The sequence below is a fragment of the Lentilactobacillus kribbianus genome (genome assembly GCF_013184075.1).
GTDB classification, from domain to species: Bacteria; Bacillota; Bacilli; order Lactobacillales; family Lactobacillaceae; genus Lentilactobacillus; species Lentilactobacillus kribbianus.
Window position 1 is genome coordinate 202633 of record NZ_JABEQQ010000001.1, and the last position, 24499, is coordinate 227131.

General features: G+C 36.5%; 21 protein-coding genes. 5 read left to right on the forward strand and 16 right to left on the reverse strand.

Annotated elements, in window-relative coordinates:
* The first annotated feature begins 46 nt into the window (after positions 1–46).
* The 3 genes from HII32_RS01210 to HII32_RS01220 all read left to right on the forward strand — a co-directional run bounded on the left by HII32_RS01210 (position 47) and on the right by HII32_RS01220 (position 2343).
* Positions 47–754: an AzlC family ABC transporter permease gene (locus HII32_RS01210; RefSeq protein ID WP_172187506.1), complete on the forward strand. Its 708-nt coding sequence runs from the start codon at positions 47–49 to the stop codon at positions 752–754.
* A complete protein-coding gene (locus tag HII32_RS01215; protein ID WP_172187508.1) occupies positions 741–1064 on the forward strand; it encodes an AzlD domain-containing protein in 324 nt (107 codons plus the stop codon). The genes HII32_RS01210 and HII32_RS01215 overlap by 14 nt, the downstream gene beginning before the upstream one ends.
* 121 nt (positions 1065–1185) lie before the next feature.
* On the forward strand, positions 1186–2343 hold the full coding sequence (locus HII32_RS01220; RefSeq protein WP_172187510.1) for an MFS transporter: 1158 nt from the start codon (positions 1186–1188) through the stop codon (positions 2341–2343).
* A 35-nt stretch (positions 2344–2378) separates the two neighbouring features.
* On the opposite strand, the gene HII32_RS01225 is transcribed toward HII32_RS01220, so the two are convergent.
* From HII32_RS01225 to helD, 16 genes are all read right to left on the reverse strand, one after another.
* Positions 2379–3641, reverse strand: a complete 1263-nt coding sequence (locus tag HII32_RS01225; RefSeq protein ID WP_172188727.1) for a DUF805 domain-containing protein — start codon at positions 3639–3641, stop codon at positions 2379–2381.
* Positions 3642–3826: 185 nt separating this feature from the next.
* Positions 3827–6361: a M1 family metallopeptidase gene (locus HII32_RS01230; protein ID WP_172187512.1), complete on the reverse strand. Its 2535-nt coding sequence runs from the start codon at positions 6359–6361 to the stop codon at positions 3827–3829.
* Between the two features lie 101 nt (positions 6362–6462).
* Positions 6463–6729: a hypothetical protein gene (locus HII32_RS01235; RefSeq protein WP_172187514.1), complete on the reverse strand. Its 267-nt coding sequence runs from the start codon at positions 6727–6729 to the stop codon at positions 6463–6465.
* Between the two features lie 108 nt (positions 6730–6837).
* Positions 6838–7035, reverse strand: coding sequence for a hypothetical protein (locus HII32_RS01240; protein WP_172187516.1), 198 nt, complete (start codon positions 7033–7035; stop codon positions 6838–6840).
* 56 nt (positions 7036–7091) lie between these two features.
* Positions 7092–7529: a GNAT family N-acetyltransferase gene (locus HII32_RS01245; RefSeq protein ID WP_172187518.1), complete on the reverse strand. Its 438-nt coding sequence runs from the start codon at positions 7527–7529 to the stop codon at positions 7092–7094.
* 116 nt (positions 7530–7645) lie between these two features.
* The gene (mprF, locus tag HII32_RS01250; protein WP_425483259.1) at positions 7646–10186 is read right to left on the reverse strand and encodes a bifunctional lysylphosphatidylglycerol flippase/synthetase MprF; all 2541 of its coding nucleotides are present in this window, start codon (positions 10184–10186) and stop codon (positions 7646–7648) included.
* Between the two features lie 53 nt (positions 10187–10239).
* Entirely contained in the window at positions 10240–11502 is a 1263-nt protein-coding gene (locus HII32_RS01255; RefSeq protein WP_172187522.1) for a hypothetical protein, read from the reverse strand.
* Between the two features lie 56 nt (positions 11503–11558).
* Entirely contained in the window at positions 11559–12200 is a 642-nt protein-coding gene (locus HII32_RS01260; RefSeq protein WP_172187524.1) for a DUF998 domain-containing protein, read from the reverse strand.
* A gap of 127 nt (positions 12201–12327) precedes the next feature.
* Positions 12328–12615 (reverse strand): DUF5776 domain-containing protein, encoded by a 288-nt coding sequence (locus tag HII32_RS01265; protein WP_172187526.1) that lies wholly within the window; start codon positions 12613–12615, stop codon positions 12328–12330.
* A gap of 225 nt (positions 12616–12840) precedes the next feature.
* Entirely contained in the window at positions 12841–13635 is a 795-nt protein-coding gene (locus tag HII32_RS01270) for an SDR family NAD(P)-dependent oxidoreductase (RefSeq protein WP_172187528.1), read from the reverse strand.
* A gap of 504 nt (positions 13636–14139) precedes the next feature.
* On the reverse strand, positions 14140–15693 hold the full coding sequence (guaA, locus tag HII32_RS01275; protein WP_172187530.1) for a glutamine-hydrolyzing GMP synthase: 1554 nt from the start codon (positions 15691–15693) through the stop codon (positions 14140–14142).
* Between the two features lie 81 nt (positions 15694–15774).
* Positions 15775–16701 carry a type I pantothenate kinase gene (gene coaA / locus HII32_RS01280; protein WP_172187532.1) on the reverse strand — a complete coding sequence of 309 codons (927 nt, stop codon included), beginning with the start codon at positions 16699–16701 and terminating at the stop codon, positions 15775–15777.
* Between the two features lie 39 nt (positions 16702–16740).
* Positions 16741–17661: a magnesium transporter CorA family protein gene (locus tag HII32_RS01285; RefSeq protein WP_172187534.1), complete on the reverse strand. Its 921-nt coding sequence runs from the start codon at positions 17659–17661 to the stop codon at positions 16741–16743.
* Between the two features lie 80 nt (positions 17662–17741).
* Entirely contained in the window at positions 17742–18374 is a 633-nt protein-coding gene (locus HII32_RS01290; protein ID WP_172187536.1) for a TetR family transcriptional regulator, read from the reverse strand.
* A gap of 9 nt (positions 18375–18383) precedes the next feature.
* Positions 18384–19751 carry an Nramp family divalent metal transporter gene (locus tag HII32_RS01295; protein WP_172187538.1) on the reverse strand — a complete coding sequence of 456 codons (1368 nt, stop codon included), beginning with the start codon at positions 19749–19751 and terminating at the stop codon, positions 18384–18386.
* Positions 19752–19944: 193 nt separating this feature from the next.
* Positions 19945–22245 (reverse strand): RNA polymerase recycling motor HelD, encoded by a 2301-nt coding sequence (helD, locus tag HII32_RS01300; RefSeq protein ID WP_172187540.1) that lies wholly within the window; start codon positions 22243–22245, stop codon positions 19945–19947.
* Positions 22246–22421: 176 nt separating this feature from the next.
* Here helD and HII32_RS01305 point away from each other — a divergent pair, with 176 nt between their 5' ends.
* Together HII32_RS01305 and hflX are read left to right on the forward strand one after the other, a co-directional pair.
* Complete coding sequence (locus HII32_RS01305) at positions 22422–23078, forward strand: histidine phosphatase family protein (protein WP_172187542.1); 657 nt, start codon at positions 22422–22424, stop codon at positions 23076–23078.
* 117 nt (positions 23079–23195) lie between these two features.
* Positions 23196–24476, forward strand: a complete 1281-nt coding sequence (hflX, locus tag HII32_RS01310) for a GTPase HflX (protein WP_172187544.1) — start codon at positions 23196–23198, stop codon at positions 24474–24476.
* The last annotated feature ends 23 nt before the right edge of the window (positions 24477–24499 follow it).

The window sequence follows — 24499 nt, forward strand, 5'->3', positions numbered from 1 at the left end:
TACGTTCTTCCGCTAAAATATTAATATTGAAATTAGGAGGGGTTTCATGAATCACGAATTAACTACTTCAGCTGCCATCAAGGAAGCCATGCCAACTGTTTTTGGTTACATTGGTATTGGCATTGCCTTTGGGGTAGTAGCCAAAGCTGCTGGTTTTTCACCATTGATTGTGACTTTAATGTCACTTATTATTTATGCTGGTTCAGCACAATTTATCGCCGTAAGCATGTTGGCAGCGCACAGTCCCATTTTATCCATTGTATTTGCTGTTTTTTTAGTTAATGCGCGGATGATTTTGATTAGTACCACTGTTTCTAGATATTTACCTGACCAAGCCACCTGGAAAAACGTTGTCTTAGGCAGTTTTATTACTGATGAAAGCTTTGCTCTTAGCATGAATAAAATTAACTTTACTGACCATAAGTTGAATTTTGCCTGGTTAAATGCGGCTAATTCCGTCGCTTACTGGGTGTGGGCTCTAGCCTCATTAGTTGGTGCCGTTCTCGGTCAGTTCATCGCTAATCCAGATGATTTCGGCTTGAACTTTGCCATTGTCGCAATGTTTTTGGGCTTGTTGTACTTACAAATTATTTCTGATCGGGTCTTAGGAATTAACTTACAACTTTTAGTAGTTGCTATTACCTTGGTCTTAATGTATATCGGTTTGATTTTTATTCCGGTTAATATTTTAGTATTAGTAGTAACTTTAATTGCCTGTGGATTGGGGGTGTGGTTACGCCGTGCCTTCTTTTGAATATGTTTTATTAACCATTATCGGGTGTGGTTTGGTTACCTGGTTATCACGGGTGTTACCATTAGTTTTATTAAAAAAATTCCAACTGTCACCCAAAGTAACCGAATTTTTAGCTTTTGTACCTATTACCATTATGGCCGCACTCTGGTTTGAAAATTTATTTACCCAACGCTTAGGTCACCTACCAATTACTAATTGGGATAATATCTGGGCCTCGGTTCCGACCGTAATAGCCGCCATTATTACCAAAAGCCTTCTTTGGATTGTGATCATCGGAATGGCCTCATTAGTCATCATCAATCATCTATAGCTTTACATCAATCGTAAAACAACGTAAAGTAATATAATAAATTCCGATAGCGAGTCTGACTCGTCATGTTACTAGACACCCTTTCTAGGCAGGAATCAAAATCAGAAGGAGTGTTTTTATTTTGTCTAAAAAATTTTTCACCGGTCTAATCGTTGCTATCGCCGCCAACTTACGGTTAGCAATTACCGCTGTTCCCCCTATTTTTACTGAAATTCAACACGGGTTGCATGTCACCGCCACGTTCACTTCGTTGCTGGTAACCATTCCCTTGCTCTGCTTTGCCTTTGGTGCGATGTTGACCCCCAAAATTCTTAGTACTATAGGGTTAAATCGCTTTATGATATTAGCCATTACCATGCTGATAATAGCCAATATCATTCGTCCCTTGGGATCATCGACAATGTTAATGGGGACCATTTTGGTCGGCTTAACTATTGCTTTTCTTAATGTGTTGGTTCCTACTATCATTGCTACTTATCAACCTAAAGCGGTCACTACCCTAACTAGTTATTTTTCATTAACTATGGGCGCTTTTTCTGCCCTGGGGATTGCTTTAGCCGTTCCACTAACACGCTTAATTGGCTGGCGCTTATTTGTTCAATTAATCGCCATTCCAGCCATCATTGCCTTAGGATATTGGTTAGTTGCCCACCGTAAACTAGCTAATGAATCCAGCGATTACACTCAATCTAACCATGATAAAAGCAAAAACGTGAGTTTCCTTTACACCTTTTGTCACGATCGATATGCTTGGTTATTAGCTCTTTTTATGGGAATGCAATCATTTGTTTTTTATAGTTTAAGCACGTGGTTACCAACCATGTATCACGAATCCGGTGCTTCCATGATTAATGCTGGTTTAATGTTATCGTTATTTCAATTAATTGGGATTCCTGCAGCATTACTAGTTAATTTTATTTTGAATAAAAAAATCATTTTAATAATTATTTTAACCGGTTATCTTGGCGGAATTGTTAGCATAATGGTTGGTAATGGGGCGCTTTGGCTTTCAGCTCTTTTGTTAGGATTTGCTAGCGCCTTAATTTTTACTTTTGCCATGACGCTTATTGCTACTAGTGGTAATAATCCCCAACTGATTGCAATGCGTTCGGGATTTGCTCAGTTTATCGGTTATTTAATTGCTGCCATTGGTCCCATGATGTTTGGTCAAATTGCTAGTCATACTCACAATGTTTTAGTAATGAACTTAGCTTTTATTGCCGTAATGTTAATCACCATTAGTCTGGGGTTCGTCGCGGTGACTCACCAAACAGAATAATAAAAAAAAGCAAACACAATGTGTTTGCTTTTTTATTATTCTGTTAAATTAATGGTTGTATCAAAAGTTTTATCGGAATTATCATCATCGTAATCATCAGTGTCATAATAAGCATCCCACTTCAATCGAATACTAGTTAATCCATCAGCACTATCCATTTTAGGAACTAAAAAGTAAACATAACCATCAGCATCCGTGCCAGAATTTAATTCCCCATCAAAATTATCGCTATCAGATAAATCAGCATCTATTTGTTGTCCATCACTGGTATTTAACGTTGATTGTGTCATAAATGCATTAATATCTTGTCCCGCAGTAACAGACATATGAACCCTGATGATACCATTAAAAGTAGTTTGATCACTACCAGAGCCATCTGTATATTCTTCTTTGGTCTTGTAAACAGTGATGTCTTCCACTCCAAAAGTCGAGTTTGCCCATGTGCTATCAGTAAAATCACTAGTGTATTCTTCTTGATCATCAATATCGATTTTATCATCGCCAACCATTATAGAATCATCGTCATCATTGGTTGTGGAACTTGTTTCATTTGTATCTTCAGTAGAAGCCGAACTGGAATCATAGTCACTTTCATCCGTATCATCATCGCTATTGCTATCACTTGCGATATTAGTAAAATAATGGGTATTAACATAGTCATTAGCATATGAATTAAATGAAATCAGTGAAACCAAAGAAACTATTACAATAATCAACCAGCTAATCCATTTTTTGTACCATGGTTTAGTCTTACTTGATTTAACAAATCTTTGACCTTCAACATTACTTTTTTGAGCTAAAAACACAATAATAACAATTACTCCAACAATCGGAATCAATAATAACCACAGATAATGAGCGGAACGATTAGTATCGTGTAATCGACGAATCATTGCTGTAAATCCCATAATCATTAAAATGGCCAACGGTAAACAAAATATAAACTGTCCTAATAACCGAGAATAACTGGAAATATAACTATTTTCATTAGCAAAAATAATGGCTGGATACTTTAAATTAGTCAACATCATTATACTAGACAGTAAAATATTAATAATAAAAATAGTCAGATAATTCCACCAAAAATTTGCTCGAGACATAATGTTGTTAATGGAAAAAGCATTTTGAAATGCTAATTTAAAAGAATTCAACATATTTGGTGTTGACTCATTGATAGGATTAGCAACTTTTTCTGTTGTAATGTTTTCTTGCTTAGCACCACAAAAAGGACAAAATTCGGCACTAGCAGGAATAGATTTACCACAATTGATACAAAATTTAGAATCTTTATTAGACATTAGATCCTCCTAAAATTATATGTATTTGCTTTTTGATATTTAATCAGAGAGTTATTGATTATATATCAAATCATCTATCATTACAATTACGTTTAATAAAAGATACCATTAACTACATAAACTAAATACTAAAGATAATAAAAAAGCAAACACATTGTGTTTGCTTTTTTATTATTCCGTTAATCTTATTCAACTAAGCTTTTCACAGCTTCATTAACCAATTTCTTATCAGCTTCAATGAGGTTAATTCGACTCTTAATAACATTAATATCCATCTGAATTTCTCGAGTTAAACCTGGAGTTCCCAGCTTTGGTTCAAAGAAAGCTTCAAATTCACTCAATCGTTGTGGGGTATGGAAAGCTCTAGCAATATAGCCTATATAACTGGTAAATGACATGTCACCACCAATAGTATCTGCTAACCATTGCCAATCATTTCTAATCCAATCCCAAGCAGCTTGTTCCGCCGCACTATTTTCCAATAGTTGTGGGAACCAAGTTCTTAAATCTTGGGGTTTAATGATTGCTGGATTTTCGAACGCCACAATAATTTTTCTAATGGATGCTTCCTCAGTAGTGCTAGTTAATGCCACACTCAAATCGGCTTTAAAAGCTGGATCAACAGTATTTTGATAAGTTAACATTAACCGATCAAACAATGCGGTACTCCCATAATTTTTCACTTCGTTAGTTAACACCGCAGCACGAACTGATGCTGATAAATGAATCAAGTCATCAGCATGCTCTGTAAATAAGTCATGAGCAGCCTTCATAGCGGCATCATTTTTAGCATATAAAGCCGCATCTAAAATATATGGTCGGGTTAATTGATCATCATTAGATTCATCTGCCTTAGGTAACCAGGTCAAGCGATCAAATTGATCTGCACTTAAATGGCCATATAATTGGCGGAGAAAGTTTTCTTCAGCAGAATCTGGTGTTGGAAACATTTTAAGATCTGCTGCCGCTTTATATAGTGCTTGATTAACCAAAGCAGAATGGCTAGCAGCAAACTGTTTCAAGACTGGCACAACTTTAGCAAACGACACTTGGCGCCCCTCTGCTAATAAGCGGAGGTCTTGTAAAATTTGTCGTTGTGAAATAACATCTAGTGAATCAGCACTGGCCAAAATATCTTCAAGTAAGGTTTGATCATATTTAACAATAAAATGAGAATTATTTCCGATATTTAAGCGGAAAGCCTGTCCATTTTGTTGTCGTAATTGTTCATAATCACCTAAAACTAATTTTTGATCGTTCATAATAGCTGGCACAACTTCATAATTGCCAGCCAGTGGAATTTGCCATTGACGGCCCATTTCTTTGCCACTACCAATAAAGAATTGTTGTTGCGACAAGGTTAATTTGCCATCAATAACGGCAGCTGTAACAACTGGAAAACCTGGTTGTTCTAGCCAAGAATTCATAATTTCACCGACATTCATTCCGGCTGCTTCGCCTAATGCTTGCCAGAGATCTGCTCCCTTAGCATTGCCAAACTTATGAGCAGCAAAATAGTTTTTCAACCCTGTCCGTAAGGCGTCATCACCAATCATTGCTCGAACCATGACTAGCATTCGAGAACCCTTAGCATAAACAATCGCACTATCAAAGAGGGCATCGATTTCGGCCGGATCTTCAACAGCTACATGAACTGGTTGAACTCCGTCAGTAGCATCTCTTTGTAAAGCTGATGGCACTTCCGACATTTGAAAGGCTTCCCAGATATGTAAATCAGGGTCAATAGCATCAATGGCAACATATTCCATCATGTTGGCAAAACTTTCGTTCAACCAAAGATCATCCCACCACTTCATGGTTACCAAATCCCCAAACCATTGGTGAGCTAGTTCATGAGAAATGGTAGTAGCGGTATGTTGTTTCACCGGAATGGAAGCATTCAATGGATCAAACAATAAATATGATTCACGATACGTTACTAAGCCCCAGTTTTCCATCGCTCCCGCTGAAAAGTCTGGTAACGCTAATTGCCATGAATGAGATAATGGATATGGCGTCTCATAGAAATCTTCAAAAAATTCAATCGATTTTTTAGCAATGGTTAACGGATAATCTAATTCATTTTCTGGGTGTGCTTTAGTTGAAAAGACGCCAATTTTAACTCCACTTTTAGTGGTAGTGTACTTAGCTTGTAAATCACCGAAGGCAAACGCAATCAAGTAAGTCGATATCCGCAACGTGGTATCAAAATAATGAACTCCATTTTCAAAACGATTCTCGTCCATGTTGCTTAAAATAGTTTCGCCTTCGTGCTCATCAAACTTAATGGCCAAATCAAAAGTAGCTTTGGCTTCTGGTTCGTCAACACAAGGAAAGGCTTGGCGCGCAGAGGTCGTTTCAAACTGAGTTCCGATAATCTGTTTCTTTTCGCCATTTAATTCATAATATGATGGATAAATACCCATCATAGTATCAGTCAACGGTGCCGTGTAATCAACGGTGATTGTGACTTCACCAGTTTGAGCTAATTCAATCTTAAACGCTTCGCGATCAGCATCCATCGTAAATGGAACCGCTTGACCAGCCACCTTAACTGAATTAATAGTCATAAATTTTTGGTGGAGTGCAATAGTAGTATCTTGAGCATTACCAGTAACCGTGGTGGTCCCGGAAATCTGCTTAGTTTCTCGATTAATATCTAAAAAGAGATTATAGTGTTCGGGTTGAAAAACTTCATACAAATGCTGGTTCTTGGTCATAAGCATCCCTCTAATCTTATTTAGTTACACCCATTATACGACTTCTAGAAATATTTTCGACATATAAAAAGAGTTAATCAAGAATCCTCAATTAGCTCTTTTTAAGATAGGTCACAATATACCATATGACTACGGGGAAATTCTAGCTCCAATAATTTTTTAACTAAATGAAAAGCCGCTTTAGAGTCCAAATCACTATATTGACAGTGATTAAAGCCCGCTTCAATAACATCGAAAGTAACGCCTCGCTTAACAATGGTCAGCATACGATCTTTTTTAAAGGTTAACAGTCTTATGGTACAGTCCGAGTTACGTTTAAATTGTTGCTTAATCCATTTAATCGTAGCTCTTTTCGTCATTGCTTTCATTTTACTTCACCTTATTTAAAAAACGAGTTACTTCTCGATCAAACTTGATTTTTTGCAACGTATCAGTAATATAACTAACTTGAATAACGGTATCCTTATTAAAATAAGCTAACCGAAAAACTGTTTGCCTACCCTAACTTTTAACTCATAAAGATGGTCGATATTACTACGTACTGGTTTGATTTTACTAGATCGTTGTTTCACGTAAATTGGCAATTTTTGTTGACAATAATCCACTAAGTGCTGGCGTTTGTCAGTAGTAAAATAATTTTTCACCTGCTCATCAATAATGATTTTTGCTGCCATTTACTCGCCTCATTTGTTTTGACTAATTTCATTCTAGCCCTATTCACCTCAAATAATTAAATGGCCGCTGACCAACTCATTGTTAATTCAACCTGATTAGTAGCCGTGTCTAGCTCTTTATTCATTACCTGAAAGTTTTGTCGCTGATAAAAATGAACTGCCACTTGATTTAGTTCATAAACATTTAACGTTAAATTTTGATGATCTTGTTTAATGTAATCTAATAGTTGCTGGCCCAATCCTTGATGACGATAATTGGCAGCCACAAAAATACCAGCAATATAGTTATCCATAACTCCTACAAAACCTTGAATTTGATCATTCACTTGAGCCACTACAATTTCTGCTTTGGGTAATTCGTTACGTACATAATCCCAATTATCCAGCCAATATTGTCTGTTGATAAATGGATGACCAGCTAGGTTACCATTAAACCAAATCGTCATGATTTGATCGAGTTCCAATGGCGTCACTGAATTTAGTTGTTTAATCATTTTAATTACCTTTCTGATGCCGAGATAGTATTTTCTTAATTATAACTCTTCCATACTTAACATTTTGACAAATAAAAAACACGCTGTTATCCAATAGGATAACAACGTGTTTTGCTTTATTCATCCTTAGTTCTAATAGTGCGATTATCAACTACTAAAATCGCAATCATAACATAAATCACCCAACTCTTCCGTGAATACAGAGTATATCGTGGTATCCAAGTAGGTGAATACTTAGCCTTGTAATCGCGAATTCCTTGAAATGAGTAAAAACGGGAACCAAATTCATAAACCAAATGAGCAATCCGTTCTTGAGTAAAACTCTTTTTCGAATACCCAACGTTTGATAAAGGTGCCATTCCCAAATCAAAGTATTGAAAACCCTGTTCTTTCATATACTCAAACAGATGAATAAATAGAAAATCCATACTTCCAGAAGGAGCATCAGCCCCATACCTCATCAAGTCAATGGTCCCCACTTCTTTATTGTATGTGGGCATAAAATTAGCAAAGGAAACAATTTTACCATCAGCGTTTTTTACCACTGCAATTGGCGCTCGCTTTAAATAGTCTCTAGAAAAGAACCCCATTGAAAAGCCCTTTTCTTTTCGTCCATTTAACCAGGTATCAGAAATTTTCTGTAACGTATCTAGAAAAGCATCATCAAATGGTGGCTGGATGACCTCAAATTGATACCCTTCTTTAGTAATTTTATTAAAAGTGGAACGAGTTCCCTTCATCTTCTTACCGGCTGTAGTAAAGGTATTTAAATCAACTAAAGCCTGTTCTCCCATTTTAATGAAATCATAACCCATTTCATGAAGCGTAATTACACTAGTTTCATTAGTTTCATAGAAAATTGGACGATAACACCAACGATCAGATTCTTCTAAAAATTGTTGAATAGCTGCTTCAAAATCTTCTCTTTTACCAACCGGATCTCCCATGACAATACACTTATCATTAAAGGTTGCAAATTGGAAGAAAACCGTATCTTCTTTACCATCGTTATAATAATAAAATAACTTATCACCTAAAAAGGCTAATTGACTATCAACGTTGCCGCCATATTGATTTAATATTTTCAGCACTCGATTTTCTTCCAATGGCACCCCAATCTGATGCTTACTACCTTCAAGATAACGGAAGAAAATCAACATGACCACTGCCACGATTAAAATGGCTACGAAACCAAATAACCATAATTTTTCAGATGGGAATAAGAAGAACGATAACATCTTGCGGTGATGATGGCCGGTGTGATTATAGACCCCGATAATGGTATATAAAATCACTAACGTTCCAATAATCAGACCATCAACCGTCATCCATTGCCAGGAATAAACTAATTGTTCCCGGTAAAGTTCACTACGAGAAATCACAATCATAAATAACATAATTCCCAAAATGACTAAGGCAATCAAGCTAAAGTCAAAGAAGAAAGTATATAAAACCGCAATAATTAATAACCCAATCGTGGGCCAATAAGCCCGTTTAACCCGGGCGGCAATTCCGCGGCCCATGACTAACAATAAAAAGCCTAAAATAATATTAGGAAATTGCGAAATAATATGATAATGATAAATATTAATCATTCGCAACCATGATACCTTACTAAATCCCTGGGGAATCGTGGCTAATAAAACAATCATAATACCAGAGAAATAAAGTAAGAAAACTTCAATTTTATGGAATAATTCTAGTGCTAAGTTTTTCGGAATACCGGAGTATTGTCTATTAACGGATTTCCAAGTGGTATCAAAGAAGAAGATGCCCCCAAATAACAATGGAATTACGTAATAAACTAATCGAAACAGCAATAGCCAAATAACTGAAGTGGCTCTAGGAACCCCTAAACTAGATAGTCCTAAAATCATTAGGACATCAAACGATCCTAACGCACCGGGAATCATAGATACAATCCCGATCACTGAAGACGCAATAAATAGTGGCAAAATGTCTTTTAGAGATACTGAAACACCCATTGCCCAGCCCACACTGATAAATGCTATGACAACCCCTGACCATTCTAGAAAGGAAGTTAAGGTCAATTGCAACCGATTTTCCTTCGATAAGCCACCTAAAAGTCCATCTTTTTTAACCTTGGTGAATATGTATACAGCCGGAAAGTATAAACTACCACCAACTAACCATACCCAATACTGCCCCAAGTAAGAAACTGTATTGCCAGTCACCACTAGGCTTAAACTCACCAAACTCAAAATGGAAAGTCCGGCTTCTAAAAACAGTAAAATTTTAGATAGTGCTGCCATTACTTCTTTGGGCTTATTATCCCTTGCATAAAAACTAGACCGGAGCCCAATACTAATCAAACCACCAAAACCGGCAAGATTATTAATCGTATTAACTAACCAACTAGTTTCAAAGATATAACTTTTTTTATGCTTAGTATCAAGCATTTTATTTAATATAAAATCATATCCGGTCATAGGCAAGACGGCTACCATACCAACTACTGCAATTAACAATAGTTTATAAGGTGGTATCAAGGCCAGACTAGCTTTTAATTGTGCTAACGAAATTGATTTGGCAATCGATAGCAACTCACCAAATACAATAAATACTACGGTAATCAAAAATGCAATTTTGAATATTTTTAAATTTTTTCGAAACCAGTTAACTAAAGCTTTCAATATAGTCACCTTCGATCCTTTCAGAATTAACGGGCGAGAATAAAATATCTGAAATTTTATTTATTTCCATCATATGCCTTCATTTGTTTAAAATATGCCTTCATTTGTTTAAAGTTAGCTGGTAAGGTAGCAAAACGATCAACATAAGATGGATAACCGTTAAAGTTCATAGTTTCGCGGTATTCTCTAGCACCACTTTCAAAAATCATACTAAGATTATTCATTCGACGATCAATTGACAATTCCTCAATGGAATGAGGAACCCGAGCCTCTTTAGCTCCAGTATTAGGTGTTTTAAAATCAGCATCTAACGGCCGTTTATCAGAATAATTTTGAAATTTAAAAAAGATAGTACTTGGTTCTTGACCAGCGGATTGACTCAAAGCGACGAACCCATTATCAAGAGTTGAGACCCCTTGAATATTATTCCAACCAGGATAATAAGCTTTGATAACTCCTTTTTTGACAAACCACGCCGCTAAATTTTTAATCGTTATCTTTTTATTTTTGTTTTGTTTCAAAAATTCATTATTAACCTTGTTTTTATCTGCAATAGTAACCTCTTTTGGATCGCCATTCTTTTGTGTTGGAATTAACACAATTGAACGAGCATTTTTAGTTCTACCATATTTGGCGACTACCAACAAATTCTTATAAGTAGTAATTGCCGATGTTCTAGAACCTACTGCAAACGGAATTCTTTTGGACTTAATCGCTGCTTTATCCACAACCGGATTGTAATTATCAATGGTACTTTGTTGAATAACCCCAAAACCAGCATATCCTTTTAAATCATCCGAATAAATTAACTGATGATGATTATCTTCATAGGTGATACCACCTACATGGGCCATAGAACTTAAAATCAAAGATTTTTCGTACTTCCGAGTTCGCTTATCAATTTGAAAAATTAATGAATTAAGTCGGTGATTACCATCATAAACACTAATAAAGTATTTAGTCACAGATTGGGTCAATCCTTGCGGTACCCAATCAGTACCAAAATCTGCCTTTTTAGCCTTATTATTAATAGACCAGGCGCCACGAAGACCAGGAATAACTCCTAGTTTAAGTCCCTCCATGGAAACATATTTATGATTGTTCTCTGCTTCATTGATTTGCTTAAATTGCTTTTTAACTGCTGCTTCACTTTGTAGTGGCCGTGGATCTGCAGTCCATTTGGTCACATCTTGTGGTCGATCTACCAAACTAGCCAGTTTTTGTTTATGCATATATTGATTAATACCAAAACCAGCTCCTAATACTACAATTACCCCTAATACTATTAACATAATTCTTTTTGGCCATTTACTAGTCATATTTTCCCCCACACTCTCTTTAATAATTAATTATTGTGCCTCAAATAGTCCCCTAACTATTTTTTATTAAATAGCACATTTTTAATTGCTACCCAGAAAAATGGTAAATATAAAAATAAAAGATTTAGTCGTTGCCAAAGTCCCCGATGTGAAATTTGAAATGCTTTAATGATTGGAATTTTAGGCATCGAAAATAAAAACATAAAGATACTAGATAAGATAAAAATGACGATTAAGCTAATTACCATAAATTGGTTATGTTCCAGATAAAATAGCCAAATCAATAAAAAAGTACCAACCAAAAGTGCCATAAAACCAGCACCAGAAGCATAATTATGTAGCAAGCTGGTAAAACCCACTTCTTTAGTAGAACTGGCCCGATCTACTACCCCAGTAATGATACAATCACCAATTCCAAAAATAGCAATACAGATGGCAGTCCATAATGCAATCAAATGGTTGGTTGCATTAAATCGTGCGTAAATAGCTGGTGCCCCTAAAATAAATAAACTACCATTCACAATTTCCCAAATTTTAAAAGCTAGTTTGGTAGGTTGACCGGTTTCACCAAAACTAGAAATCAGCATTTCAGTTTGACTATATCCAGCTATATAATGACCTAATACAAACGGTAAGACCAGTTCACTAATTACTGCCAATATTATCAAATAAAAACCATATCTTTCTAACAATTTCATAACCACATCCCCTAAATCTTTCAATCCATTTATTATTACTTTTTATTGTACCGTTCCATAATCAAAGCGCCAAGGAAAAGCCCTTGCCATAATAAAAACAGTTACCTTTAAAGGCAACTGTTTTTTATTATTTTACTAACTTCAAATTAGCACTAATATAACCACCGGCTACGCGATAACGTAAAGCACTACCTCGACTGTAATCATTTTTCCATGAATAGTCCCAACCTAAAACTTTGAATGTTTGCTGGGTCGCTTTACTATAATGTTTATTAGCCGTAATGTATTGACTATTGTTGAGTACAAAACGAGTTGTTAAATTATGTTTGACAATTTGTTTAACTGATAAAACCTGTCCTTGCTTGTAATGGGCTACTTTTCCAGTTAAATTTTTAGTTTTATATCCATTAATCACGATTTTTTTAAATTAAATGAATGTTTGCCTGAATTCTACATTTTTCGAATGGTTTTATAAATATTATTTAAAAAAAGTATTTAATAAAGAATTATTTTTTCACACACTATTCATCATTTCATAAATAAAAAAGAATAGTTGTGATTAATTAATTTCAATCACAATTATTCATTCAAAAATTTATTAAATTAAAAATCCCTGTTTATCCAACAACACTTGCTCTTATTAAAAAATAGTTGGTACCATTCCGCCATCCATTCGTAAGGCTTCGCCGGAAAAAGCGCCGGCAATTGGACTAGCAACATATGCCACAAAATCGCCAATTTCTTCAGGTCGAATTAAACGTTGAATCTGTGACAATGGTCGATGATTTTTCATAAAATCAGTTTCTTTTTGCGTTTGAGTTAACCCTTGACCAGCATACATATCATCAAGCATTTGTTGCACACCTTCAGTTAAGGTGGATCCAGGCATAACAGTATTAACAGTTACATTAGTTGCCTTGGTCAATTTAGACAAACTTTTTGCTAAGGATAGATTCATTGTTTTAGTCAACGAATATTGGGGCATTTCACCGCTTGGCATAATCGCTTCTTCACTAGCAATAAAAATAATTCGCCCAAAGTTTTGCTTTAGCATTGTAGGCATGTAATGGCGTGCTAATTTATTACCAACCATCACATTAATATCAATAAATCTTTGCCAATCTTCATCAGTAATATCAAAGTAGTCCATTGGTTTGAAAATACCCATATTATTGATTAAAACATCCACCGTGGGAATTTGTTGATAAAGTTCAGCCAACGCCTGATCATCACTCAAATCATAAGCAGCCCCCGTAATTTCAACCTTAGGAAACTTAGTATGAAGCTCGGCGACAACACTATCAACAGCAGCTTGGCTACGGCCATTGATAATGACATTAGCACCTTCTTGTGCCATGGTGGTAGCAATTGCTTTACCAATCCCCTTAGTTGATCCAGTGATTAAGGCCCGTTTATTAGTTAATTGTAAATCCATATCTTTCTCCCCTTATTAAAAATCAAACTCATCTGGATTAGGTCCTACCCGAAGGTTTTCGTTCATCTCATTGATAATTTGCATATCTTCATCTATTCTTTGCCAAATCGTTCTGAGATGCTTATCCGATTCCATTAGAACCAACAGTAACCACTACAACTCTTCCTTTTAAATCTTGATACATTTTATCCACTCATTAGTCTAAAATACCGTAAATTAAAGTCCTCATAAATATGAAATAATATCGATAATTAATTATCTTGCGTAAGCTTTGATTGCATAATACTATGCTTGTCAGGAATGGTCCATACTTTAGCTGCAATGAGTTACATTGTTTACAACAATTCTTGGCAAATCAGTTTATTTTTGTGGTACTTTTTTTGTACCACAAAATGTACCACAATTTTATCGATTTTAAATGGACTATTGAAAATAAAAAAGACTGACAAATCAATGTCAGTCCCCGATACAGCCCTATACAACCCGATAGAGCAATGTGGAAAATCATTCCCATTCAATTGTCGAAGGTGGCTTGCTCGTAATGTCATACACTACGCGGTTAATCCCTTCTACTTCGTTTACAATTCTAGTAGAAATGGTTTGCAAAACATCCCAAGGTAACTTAGAGAAGTCAGCAGTCATACCATCAACCGAACTAACGGCCCGAATGGCAATGGTGTAATCATAAGTACGACCATCACCCATAACGCCAACACTCTTAAAACCAGGTAAAACTGTAAAGTATTGCCATACTTCTTGATCTAATCCAGCATTGGCAATTTCTTCACGCAAAATCCAGTCGCTTTCGCGTACAATTTCTAGTTTGTCTTCGGTAACTTCACCGATTACTCGAATTCCCAGACCAGGACCTGGGAATGGTTGCCGCCAAACTAATTCGTGTGGCATTTCTAATTTTTCACCTAATTCACGAACTTCATCTTTAAACAAAGTGTTCAAAGGTTCAATCAATTCGAAATGCATATCTTCTGGTAATCCACCAACGTTATGATGGGATTTGATAGTTTGGGCAGTATCAGTGCCACTTTCAATCACATCGGTATACAAAGTTCCTTGAGCTAAGAAATCAATACCATCAAGCTTTTGCGCTTCATCATTGAAAACTTCAATAAATTCATTTCCAATAATTTTACGTTTCTTTTCAGGATCACTAACCCCACTTAACTTGTTTAAGAAACGTTCTTGAGCATCAACCTTGATGATGTTCAAACCGAATTTACCGGCTAAACTATCCATCACTTGATCAGCTTCGTTCTTTCGTAACAAGCCATGGTCCACAAAAATACTAGTTAGTTGATCACCAATTGCTTTATGAAGCAAAACGCCTACAACGCTAGAATCAACTCCACCAGAAAGACCTAGTAAGACCTTCTTATCGCCAACAGTTTCACGGATTTTATCAATTGATAAATCAATAAAATCATTCATGGTCCAGTTAGCTTCAGCATGACAAACATTAAAAGCGAAATTCTTTAAAATTTCGTTACCATACTCAGTGTTTCGCACTTCAGTATGGAATTGAAGCCCGTACAAGTTACGATCAGTATCTTGCATAGCTGAAATTGGGCATGATTCGCTGGTAGCCACAGCTTCAAAACCAGCTGGAACTTGCGTTACTAAATCTCCATGACTCATCCAAACGGTTTGCTTACGAGGTAAGTCCATAAACAAGCGAGCATCATCAGCGGTAACGTCAATAATTGCTCGACCATATTCACTATTGTCGGCATTTTCAACTTTACCACCCAAATCATAGGCCATTAATTGCATTCCGTAACAAATTCCTAAGATGGGAATCCCTAATTTATAAATTTCGGGATCAACTTTGAGAGCGTCGTCAGCATAAACGCTGTTAGGTCCACCAGAAAAAATGATTCCTTTAGGTGCAAATGCTTTCACCTCAGCAGCGGACATTTTATGAGATTTAAGTTCTGAATATACGCCTAAATCCCGAATCCGTCGGGTAATCAATTGGTTATATTGGCTACCGAAATCTAGCACTAAAATTTTATCGAATGTTGATAAGTCAACGTTTGCCAAGTGTTCCACTCCTTAAATTTTATTATTACTATTCTATCCATTTTTTCCATGCGGGTCAACCTTGTTAGCTAAATCCAAACATTAATATTTACGGAGATAAATTTTATCGATTAAATGATTCGTAGTTTTATGCATAATTAAATCTGCCCGGCTTCTTGTCGGTAAGATATTTTCCTCTAAATTAGGCATATCAATGTCATTCCAAACATCCGTAGCCAACTGTAGTGCCTGCTTAGGATCTGTTTGAGCGTACTGATAATAATGATTTTGCGGATCTTTAAATGCGGTTTTCATCAACAGTCGGAACCGTTCCAAATACCATTCTTTAATTTCACTCGCCTTAGCATCAACGTAAATCGAAAAATCAGTAAAATCACTAACATATATCTGTTGGTTGCTTGGTAGTTGTAACACATTAATCCCTTCAATGATTAAAATATCCGGTCGATCAATGACATCAAATTGGTCTGGCACAATATCATATATTTGGTGTGAATAAACGGGTGCCACTACGTTAGATCGTCCGGCCTTAACATTATTCAAGAAATTAATTAGTTTCTCCATGTCATAGCTTTCCGGAAATCCTTTGCGATCCATTAACCCCTTTTGCTTTAATTCAGACGTGGGGTACAAAAAACCATCAGTTGTAATTAATTGCACTTTTTGCTGAGGAAAATAATGACTCATTAATTCTTCTAGCAAACGCGCCGTAGTGGATTTGCCCACGGCCACACTCCCAGATATACCAATAATAAATGGCACTTTGCGCTCTGGTTGGTGTAAAAAATTCGATTTGGTTGCTTGCCAAGTTAAAAAATTATCGATTTGCAGCGATAAATAATGCACCAACGGGATGTATATATCTGCAACGTCTTGCAGCGAAATCTTATCATTAAACGCCTTAATGGCAGCCAAATCAGCGCTAGTAACTGGTAAATCAGCATTCTTACCATAAAAACTTTTCCACTCGTTTCGATCGTATGAATAGTAGTTAATTAACTCCGCCATAGTTATATCCTCGATTTATTATGATTAAACTACTCTAACCTATTTTTTTAAATGTTGGTACACCCGAAACAACAAAAAGCCCATGAAAATAATCAAGGCTGAAATTAAAATGGTAGTCAACCAACTCCACCTAGTTCCCGCCAACGGTAACCATACATTTTGGCCAAAAAAGCCAAAAATAATAGTGGGCACCGCTAATGCTACCGAAACAATCGTTAAAAATTGCATCGTGTTATTCAAATCATTATCTAAAACATTCGTATAGGCATCTGATAAATGCTCAATCACTTCACTAGCCATTTGGGCCATTTCTAAACCTTGCTTTAATTCTACTAAAATATCATCAATTCGTTCCTGATCATTATCATTAATGGTCAGTCGTTTATTATGCTTTAAATCCTGTACTAGTGAGGTATTTGATCTTAATGAAGTTAAATAATACACCAATTTGGTTTGTAACCCCATTAATTTAGTAATAGCGTCTCGACTGGTTTCGGTCTTTAGGGTACGCTGCAGTTTTTGGCGGTCTTTATCAATCGTGTGAATAGCATCGAAATAGCGGGATGATAAGCGATACATAACTCCTAAAACAATTTGCAACGGGCCTTCAGTATGATACTTAATATGCTTTTGATTTGCCAGTAAATCCTCCACTACAAATTGATTATTAGCGTTCGTAAACATAATTAAATTATCACCATTAATAGCCATGGCAATGGGACCAGTCGGATCTTTTTCTTCGTCATTTAAATTCTTAGTTAGCAAAACATCATAGACAATCAGCGTTACCGGTGACTCGTCATCGTCTTCAATTCGAGCCCGTTCATCCACATCAAAAGCATAGCCAAACATTTCAGCAGTAATCTCATATTGCTGGGCCAATTGGGCTTGCTCTAATTGGGTCGGTTGAAACGCATTGATTAAGCGACAATTTTCCGTTAATTGATTAGTTTTTAACATACACACCCTCACAATAATATCTTAACTAACATTATACTCGTAAGTAAATAAAAAGGGCGAAACAAAATGTTTCACCCTTTTTAAATATCGTGTTGCAAAATAAAGTTAACTTGTTGCTCTAGCGCTTCAAATTGGTGTGAGCTAATTTGACGATTTCCTTTGATGACTAAATCAGAAAATATGAGTGCCTGCAAATTAGCCACCAAAGTCTTACTCATTAACACCAAATCAGATAATTTATTTTGTAAAAAATCGTTATTATCACGTAAATATTTGTTTAAACGCCCGACAATTAAGTGGTTCAGTCGGGTAATCCATTCATCCTGTCCGTCATTAATAACCGCTTGTTCATGGACTGTAATCATGAAAATTTGATAATTATCATGTTGAATCAAATTCTCCCAAACGGCCTTAAAAAAACGCATAATTTCCGCTTTTAACTGGGCTAGTGTAGCTACTGGTTGAAATTGAAAGGCTTCAATAACCGCTTCACGGTCCCAACTTTTATCTAAGACCACCGCGTCAAATAATTCTTTTTTGCCGCCCGGAAAATAATAATAAAGTAGTCCCTCAGACGTATGGGAAGCTTCCTTAATTTTTCTAGTAGTAGTAGCTTCATACCCCATTGTCGCAAATAATTCTCGTGCCGTATCTAATAACCGTTCTTTTTGCTCTAAATGGTTTTTCGTGCTTACTTTCTTAATCTCGTTCACCCCATTATTTTAAACTAAGCCAATAGTTTGAACAATTAGATAACCATTTAATGCTACCAAGACAATTGCTGCAGTCCAGGCACATACTTTTGACCAAGTCGCGTTAGCAAACCGACCCATAATCTTTTTATCACTGGTATACATAACTAACGGAATTACCGCAAATGGTAAAGCAATACTTAAAAATACCTGTGAAAAGGTTAATAGATTTTCGATCTTAGCTTCATTACCATGATAATAAATTGCAAAGCCTAACACCGGAATCACTGACAATAGCCGTGTGAGTAATCGTTGTGCCCACATTGGCATCTTCAATTCAATAAAACCTTCCATAATGATTTGGCCGGATAAAGTTCCTGTAATAGTAGAACTTTGACCAGAAGACAGTAACGCTACCGCAAATAAGATACTTAACAGTGGACTGGCAATAGCACCAACAATTTTAGGATCTTTTAAGGCATTAAATAAATCCACAAATTTCCCTAAATCACTGTTAGTTCCGTAAAATAAAGCGGCCCCTAAGATCAAAAGTAAACTATTTACTACAAAGGCAATCGTCAATTGAATATTTGAATCGATGGTTGTGAATTTGATAGAACGAGCAATTTTTTCTTCATCAGTTCGATCAATTTCACGAGTTTGTGAAATTGATGATCCTAAGAACAAATCATGAGGCATTACCGTGGCCCCCACAATTCCTAGTGACAAATACAACATGGACTTATTAGTCAAAATATCACGATGAGGAATGTATCCTGCCATAATTTCGGCAAATTTGGGTTGGGCTAACAATACTTCATACGCAAACACACCCACAATTACAAATACCAAAGCAGCCACAATGGTTTCAATTTTTCTAAAACCTAATTGCATCAGCAATAATAAAATTAAAACATCTGCTGCGGTAATGACAATTCCGACAATTAATGGGACGTGGAATAATAACTCAATCGCAATCGCCGAACCAATAATTTCAGCGATATCCGTGGCCATGATGGCTAATTCCGTAATCACCCATAACATAAAACCTACCCGCTTAGAGGTATGTTCTCTGATCATTTGGGCCAAATCCTTACCAGTCACAATTCCCAGTTTAGCTGCCATGGCTTGTAGTAGCATCGCAATTAAACTCGAAATTAAGACAATTGATAACAATTGATACTTAAATTGGGCCCCACCGGCAATAGAGGTAATCCAGTTACCAGGATCCATGTAGCCAACCGCAATTAAAATACCAGGACCGGTGTACGCCATTAATGTCCGCCAAAAACCTTTTTCCGGAACCTTAATCGTACCATTAACTTCGCTTAAGCTCTTACTATTTTCGCCAATAGTCTCAAAAGAACTTTCGCGGTGTTTCTTTTTTGATTCTGTCATGTTCTCGCCCTCTTTTCTAAATTAAACGAAATTCAGGTCAAACGCTGTTTTGAGTGAGCGCTCAATTTCATTCCAAAGGGTATTATTCTCTGAAATGGATTAATTGTCAACTTAATTCAACTATATTTTTCGGGACGGCTAATTTTTTTAGTTACCTTGAAATCACAAAAAAAGCCGGTAATTAACCGACTTTTTATTCCATAATTAATTCATATTCATTTTGGGGTACCGGTGCAAATAGTGGTGATAACTCACCAATCGAAATAATGGTTAACCGATGCATTGCTCGAGTAGCAATTGTATATACTAACTGTTGATCGCTGGCATCCGGATAAGCCTTAGCTGAAGCATCCCACATAATGACACTATCAAATTCCAACCCCTTGGCTAAGTATGATGGCACGATAATAACTCCGTTAACCAAACGTTGGTTTTCAGTTCGAATCAAAGTAGCTTTGACCCCAGCCTGTTGCAATAATTCAGCAATTTGTTCACATTCAGCCAACGTTTTACCAATAATCGCCGTAGTTTCGTGAATGGCCAAGTTAGATTCAATTTGATTCTTCATAGCATTTAACGCTTGGCCTTGATTAGGTTCAACGTAAATAGTAGGTAACTCACCTTGACGATCAAAAGCTTCAATCTGTTCGCCGTCACTTAATAAATGCTTGGTAAACTCGGTGATTTGTTTGGTAGAACGGTATGACTTGGTTAATTGAATAACTCTGGTCTTATCTGGTTTGAAGAGGGTACCTAACTCCGTCAACAGTCTTTCACTATTTTCGTGCGTAAAGATTGCCTGGTTTAAGTCTCCTAATAAGGTAAAACGGGCTCTAGGAAAACTAAATTTCAAGAATGCTAATTGAAAGGCCGTATAATCTTGTACTTCATCAATAAAGAGGTAACGAATGTCTTTTTGTCCTCGTTTTCCCGTCATTAAATCATATAAATAAAGGTACGGTGAAACATCCGCCATAGCTAGCTTACCGACCTTTAAATCTTCAATAACCCCAGAAACACTATCTTGCCAAGCTTCTTTGGTAACACCAAAAGCTGAAATATCAATAATTTGGGGCAAACTACGTAAGAAATGTACAAATTGATGAGTAATAGTTAAGAAGTGATTACGCATAATTTGGCGTCGTACTTTTTGAAAGGCCTTATTAACGATATTTCTAGCCAAGAACTTAAACTCTTCATCAGCATCTTGAATTTCAGTTTCAGCATCATGATGCATTGCCTGAATTTGTTCTTTAGTTAAGTTTTGGACGGCTTCTTCGACCCAATCTTTTTTCATTTCAACGTGTACTTTACGATTAATCATCTTCATTAGTGATTCTTTGGTTCCTGCGAGTCGGTTTCTTAAATTATAGTTTTCATTAAAGCCATAATAAATGGAAGCAATTTTTTCTTTGGGAATCAAAACTTCACCATTGAAAACAATGTTTCTAAAACGCATGTCTTCTTTATTTAAGTGGTGAGCATAAGCCGTTACCGCTTTAAAATACTGTAAACTACCCTTTAAGGTAGCCACAGCCTTTTTACTGGTATCAAACTGTTCGTCAAAACGTTCCCCTAACGTTTCCACTTCTAGGTTAGGTAAGCGATGGGAACTGTATTGATAAAAGGTCATTTGCACCATGTTTTGTTCACCCAGTTCGGGCAAAACTTGGTTAATATAATCATTAAATAACTGGTTAGGAGAAAATAATACTACCTGCGCCGAGTTCAAGTTACCCCGATATTGGTAGAGTAAATAGGCTACCCGTTGTAAAATAGCCGCGGTTTTACCAGAACCAGCAGCTCCTTGAACAAATAGCAAATCAGCGCTGGTATCACGAATGATTTGGTTTTGTTCTTTTTGAATGGTAGTCACGATACTCTTCATTTTAGTATCGGATTGATTGCCCAAAGCATCTAAAAGCATTTGATCACCAACAACTTCTTCGGTGTCAAAAACCGTCTTAATTTTACCTGCCGCAATTTGAAATTGTCGTTTTAATTTCACATCCACGGTTTGTTCACCATCAGGTGTTTGATATGTAACTTCACCAATGCCACCATCATAATAAATACTGGAGATCGGCGCACGCCAATCATAGATTAAATAATGATCAGGACGATCAGTAAACGAAGCCATCCCGATATAAATCGTTTCGGCTTTAGGTTCACCAGCCTCATGAAAGTCCAAACGTGCAAAGTAAGGATTATCTTCCATTTTACTTAACGTATTTACTTGTTTAGCAGCATACTCTTGTCTAGTTTCACGTTCAGCCAACATTTGTTGCTGTTGGCGAATCGATAGTGCCGTATCCATCATGCCACTATAGGTCGTGGTATTTAACCGGACATCGTTATAAAAATTTTTATTGATTTCATCAGTATCTCGCTTGGCGTCAGACACCTTAGCGGCCTCAACTTTTTTAGCCTGCTTAACTTTATCAATTACTTGATCTAAATGATTTTGTTCTTGTGCCTTAACCGTATCTGTCATCAATTCTTCCCCTTCCTCTCGGATAACTTGACATAATAGTTTAGCACACAACCCCTCTTGAAGCAATTAAAGAAAACGGTTGCTATACCAATTCAACATAATTGGTATAGTTTGCAAAAGTCATGATATATGGTATGCTATACCTAATTTCCAAGAAAAGATATAGGAGAATTTACATGGCAATTACTTTATACGCTGTCCGCCACGGACAAACCTATCTAAACAAGTATCACCGGATTCAAGGAGTTGCTGATTCTGCCCTCACTGAACAAGGTATTGCGGATGCCATTGCAGCCGGAAAACGACTCAGCAAAATCAATTTTGATCGGGCTTATAGTAGCAACTCACCTCGGGCTATTCACACCGGGAAATTAATTTTACAAGAAAATCCTAGTCAATTAAGTGAGCCCGAAGTTGAACCTGCTTTTCGTGAAGAAAACTTTGGTTATTTTGAAGGCAATGATAATACCAATACTTGGCACATTGTCGGTGGCCCACTTGGTCAAAACTCATTTAATGAAATTATTGCAGCTAACACCATTGAAGGTTCAAAAGATATGATTGCCGCTGCCGATCCTTATGGTGATGCTGAAACTAACGAAGAATTCTGGGCTCGCTTACAACCAGGAATCGATCGGGTCTTAGCAGAAGCTAAAGATGGCGACAATATCTTAATTGCTACTCATGGTACTTTAATCCGGAGTATGGTTAGCAAATGGAACAAAGATATTGATGTAGCTCAATCAACTCTTAATGGTAGTGTTTCTAAATTTGTTTGGGATGGTACCAACATGACGGTTGAATATTTCAATAATGTTAGTGATAACATCTAATTTCTTTGAGGTCGTGGCTTATAGTCACGGCTTTTTATCTCGACTAATTTCAATCGAAAAACAGTGGGTTTAACTACTAGCTATGCTATAATTAAGGCCAACAAAGGAGGTCAGTAAATGACTGATATTACAACTACTCCAGTAATTACCATCGCGCTTGACCGAAAAAAGATTAATTTCGAATATTCGGTTGAAGAATTAAATAACTTAGTGACCGCCAACAATATGAACGTGGTGGCCACCCTCACCCAAAAGTTAGATCGTCCCGATGCGGCGACATACTTTGGCAAAGGTAAAATCGAAGAATTAGCTCAATTAGTTCAAGATACCGGTGTCGATATGGTGATCGCTAATGATGAATTATCACCTAGTCAAATTCGAAACATCGAAAAAAATATTGCCGCTCGAGTAATTGACCGAACTGGCTTAATTTTAGAAATTTTTGCCAATCGAGCTCAATCAAGCGAAGCCAAACTTCAAGTAGAATTGGCTCGTTTAAAATACCAATTACCACGTTTGCATACGAGTGCCAACCAACGTTTAGACCAACAAACTGGTACTAGCGCTGGCGGGGGCTTTACTAACCGGGGTGCTGGTGAATCTCAACTAGAATTAAGTCGGCGTACCTTACAGGATCGGATCTCTCATGTTCAAGCTGAATTAAAGGAAGCCCAAAAGGCTAACGATACCAAGCGAAAGCAACGTGATCGGAGTGAATTACCAACCGTGGCTTTAGTCGGTTATACCAACGCCGGTAAATCCACTATTATGAACGCTTTAATTTCTCGTTTTGGTGAAAATGAAGAAAAGCAAGTAATGGTTAAAAATATGTTATTTGCTACTTTAGATACATCCGTCAGAAAACTGACTTTACCCGATCAAAAAACTTTCCTTTTAAGTGATACGGTTGGTTTTGTAAGTCAATTACCTCACCAATTAGTCCAAGCTTTTAAATCCACTTTGGCCGAAGCGGCTAATGCTGATTTACTTGTTCAAGTAGTCGATTATTCTGATCCAAATTACCAGTTAATGATGAAAACTACCGCTGATACTTTAAATGAAATCGGCGTTACTGGTCAGCCAATGATTATTGCGTTAAACAAAGCTGATAAGTTGGAAGGTCCTTATCCAACTCGCGAAGGCAACGATCTAATTATGGCCGCTACCGACGATGCTTCAATTCAAAACTTGGTGGAAATGATTGTTGAAAATATTTTTGATGATTATGAAACTAAAACTTTGATGATTCCATTTGATCGTGGCGATATCATTAATTATCTCAATGAAAATGCTAATATCTTATCAACGGATTATCTCGCTGATGGCACTAAAATAACGGTTGAATTAGGTGGCGCTGATTTAAATCGCTTTGCCAAATTTGAAGTAACTGAAGAATAAATAAAAAGCTACCGTTTTAAAAC

What these genes read in the sequence shown, in the direction of transcription:
- coaA (WP_172187532.1), bottom strand. Translation starts at nt 16,701, where the DNA reads ATGGCGGAGTTAATTAACTACTATTCATACGATCGAAACGAGTGGAAA.
- HII32_RS01255 (WP_172187522.1), bottom strand. Translation starts at nt 11,502, where the DNA reads ATGACTAGTAAATGGCCAAAAAGAATTATGTTAATAGTATTAGGGGTA.
- HII32_RS01245 (WP_172187518.1), bottom strand. Translation starts at nt 7,529, where the DNA reads ATGATTAAACAACTAAATTCAGTGACGCCATTGGAACTCGATCAAATC.
- HII32_RS01285 (WP_172187534.1), bottom strand. Translation starts at nt 17,661, where the DNA reads ATGTTAAAAACTAATCAATTAACGGAAAATTGTCGCTTAATCAATGCG.
- helD (WP_172187540.1), bottom strand. Translation starts at nt 22,245, where the DNA reads ATGACAGATACGGTTAAGGCACAAGAACAAAATCATTTAGATCAAGTA.
- HII32_RS01240 (WP_172187516.1), bottom strand. Translation starts at nt 7,035, where the DNA reads ATGGCAGCAAAAATCATTATTGATGAGCAGGTGAAAAATTATTTTACT.
- HII32_RS01295 (WP_172187538.1), bottom strand. Translation starts at nt 19,751, where the DNA reads ATGACAGAATCAAAAAAGAAACACCGCGAAAGTTCTTTTGAGACTATT.
- HII32_RS01270 (WP_172187528.1), bottom strand. Translation starts at nt 13,635, where the DNA reads ATGGATTTACAATTAACTAATAAACGGGCCTTAATCACTGGATCAACT.
- HII32_RS01305 (WP_172187542.1), top strand. Translation starts at nt 22,422, where the DNA reads ATGGCAATTACTTTATACGCTGTCCGCCACGGACAAACCTATCTAAAC.
- HII32_RS01230 (WP_172187512.1), bottom strand. Translation starts at nt 6,361, where the DNA reads ATGACCAAGAACCAGCATTTGTATGAAGTTTTTCAACCCGAACACTAT.
- HII32_RS01225 (WP_172188727.1), bottom strand. Translation starts at nt 3,641, where the DNA reads ATGTCTAATAAAGATTCTAAATTTTGTATCAATTGTGGTAAATCTATT.
- hflX (WP_172187544.1), top strand. Translation starts at nt 23,196, where the DNA reads ATGACTGATATTACAACTACTCCAGTAATTACCATCGCGCTTGACCGA.
- HII32_RS01235 (WP_172187514.1), bottom strand. Translation starts at nt 6,729, where the DNA reads ATGAAAGCAATGACGAAAAGAGCTACGATTAAATGGATTAAGCAACAA.
- HII32_RS01260 (WP_172187524.1), bottom strand. Translation starts at nt 12,200, where the DNA reads ATGAAATTGTTAGAAAGATATGGTTTTTATTTGATAATATTGGCAGTA.
- HII32_RS01210 (WP_172187506.1), top strand. Translation starts at nt 47, where the DNA reads ATGAATCACGAATTAACTACTTCAGCTGCCATCAAGGAAGCCATGCCA.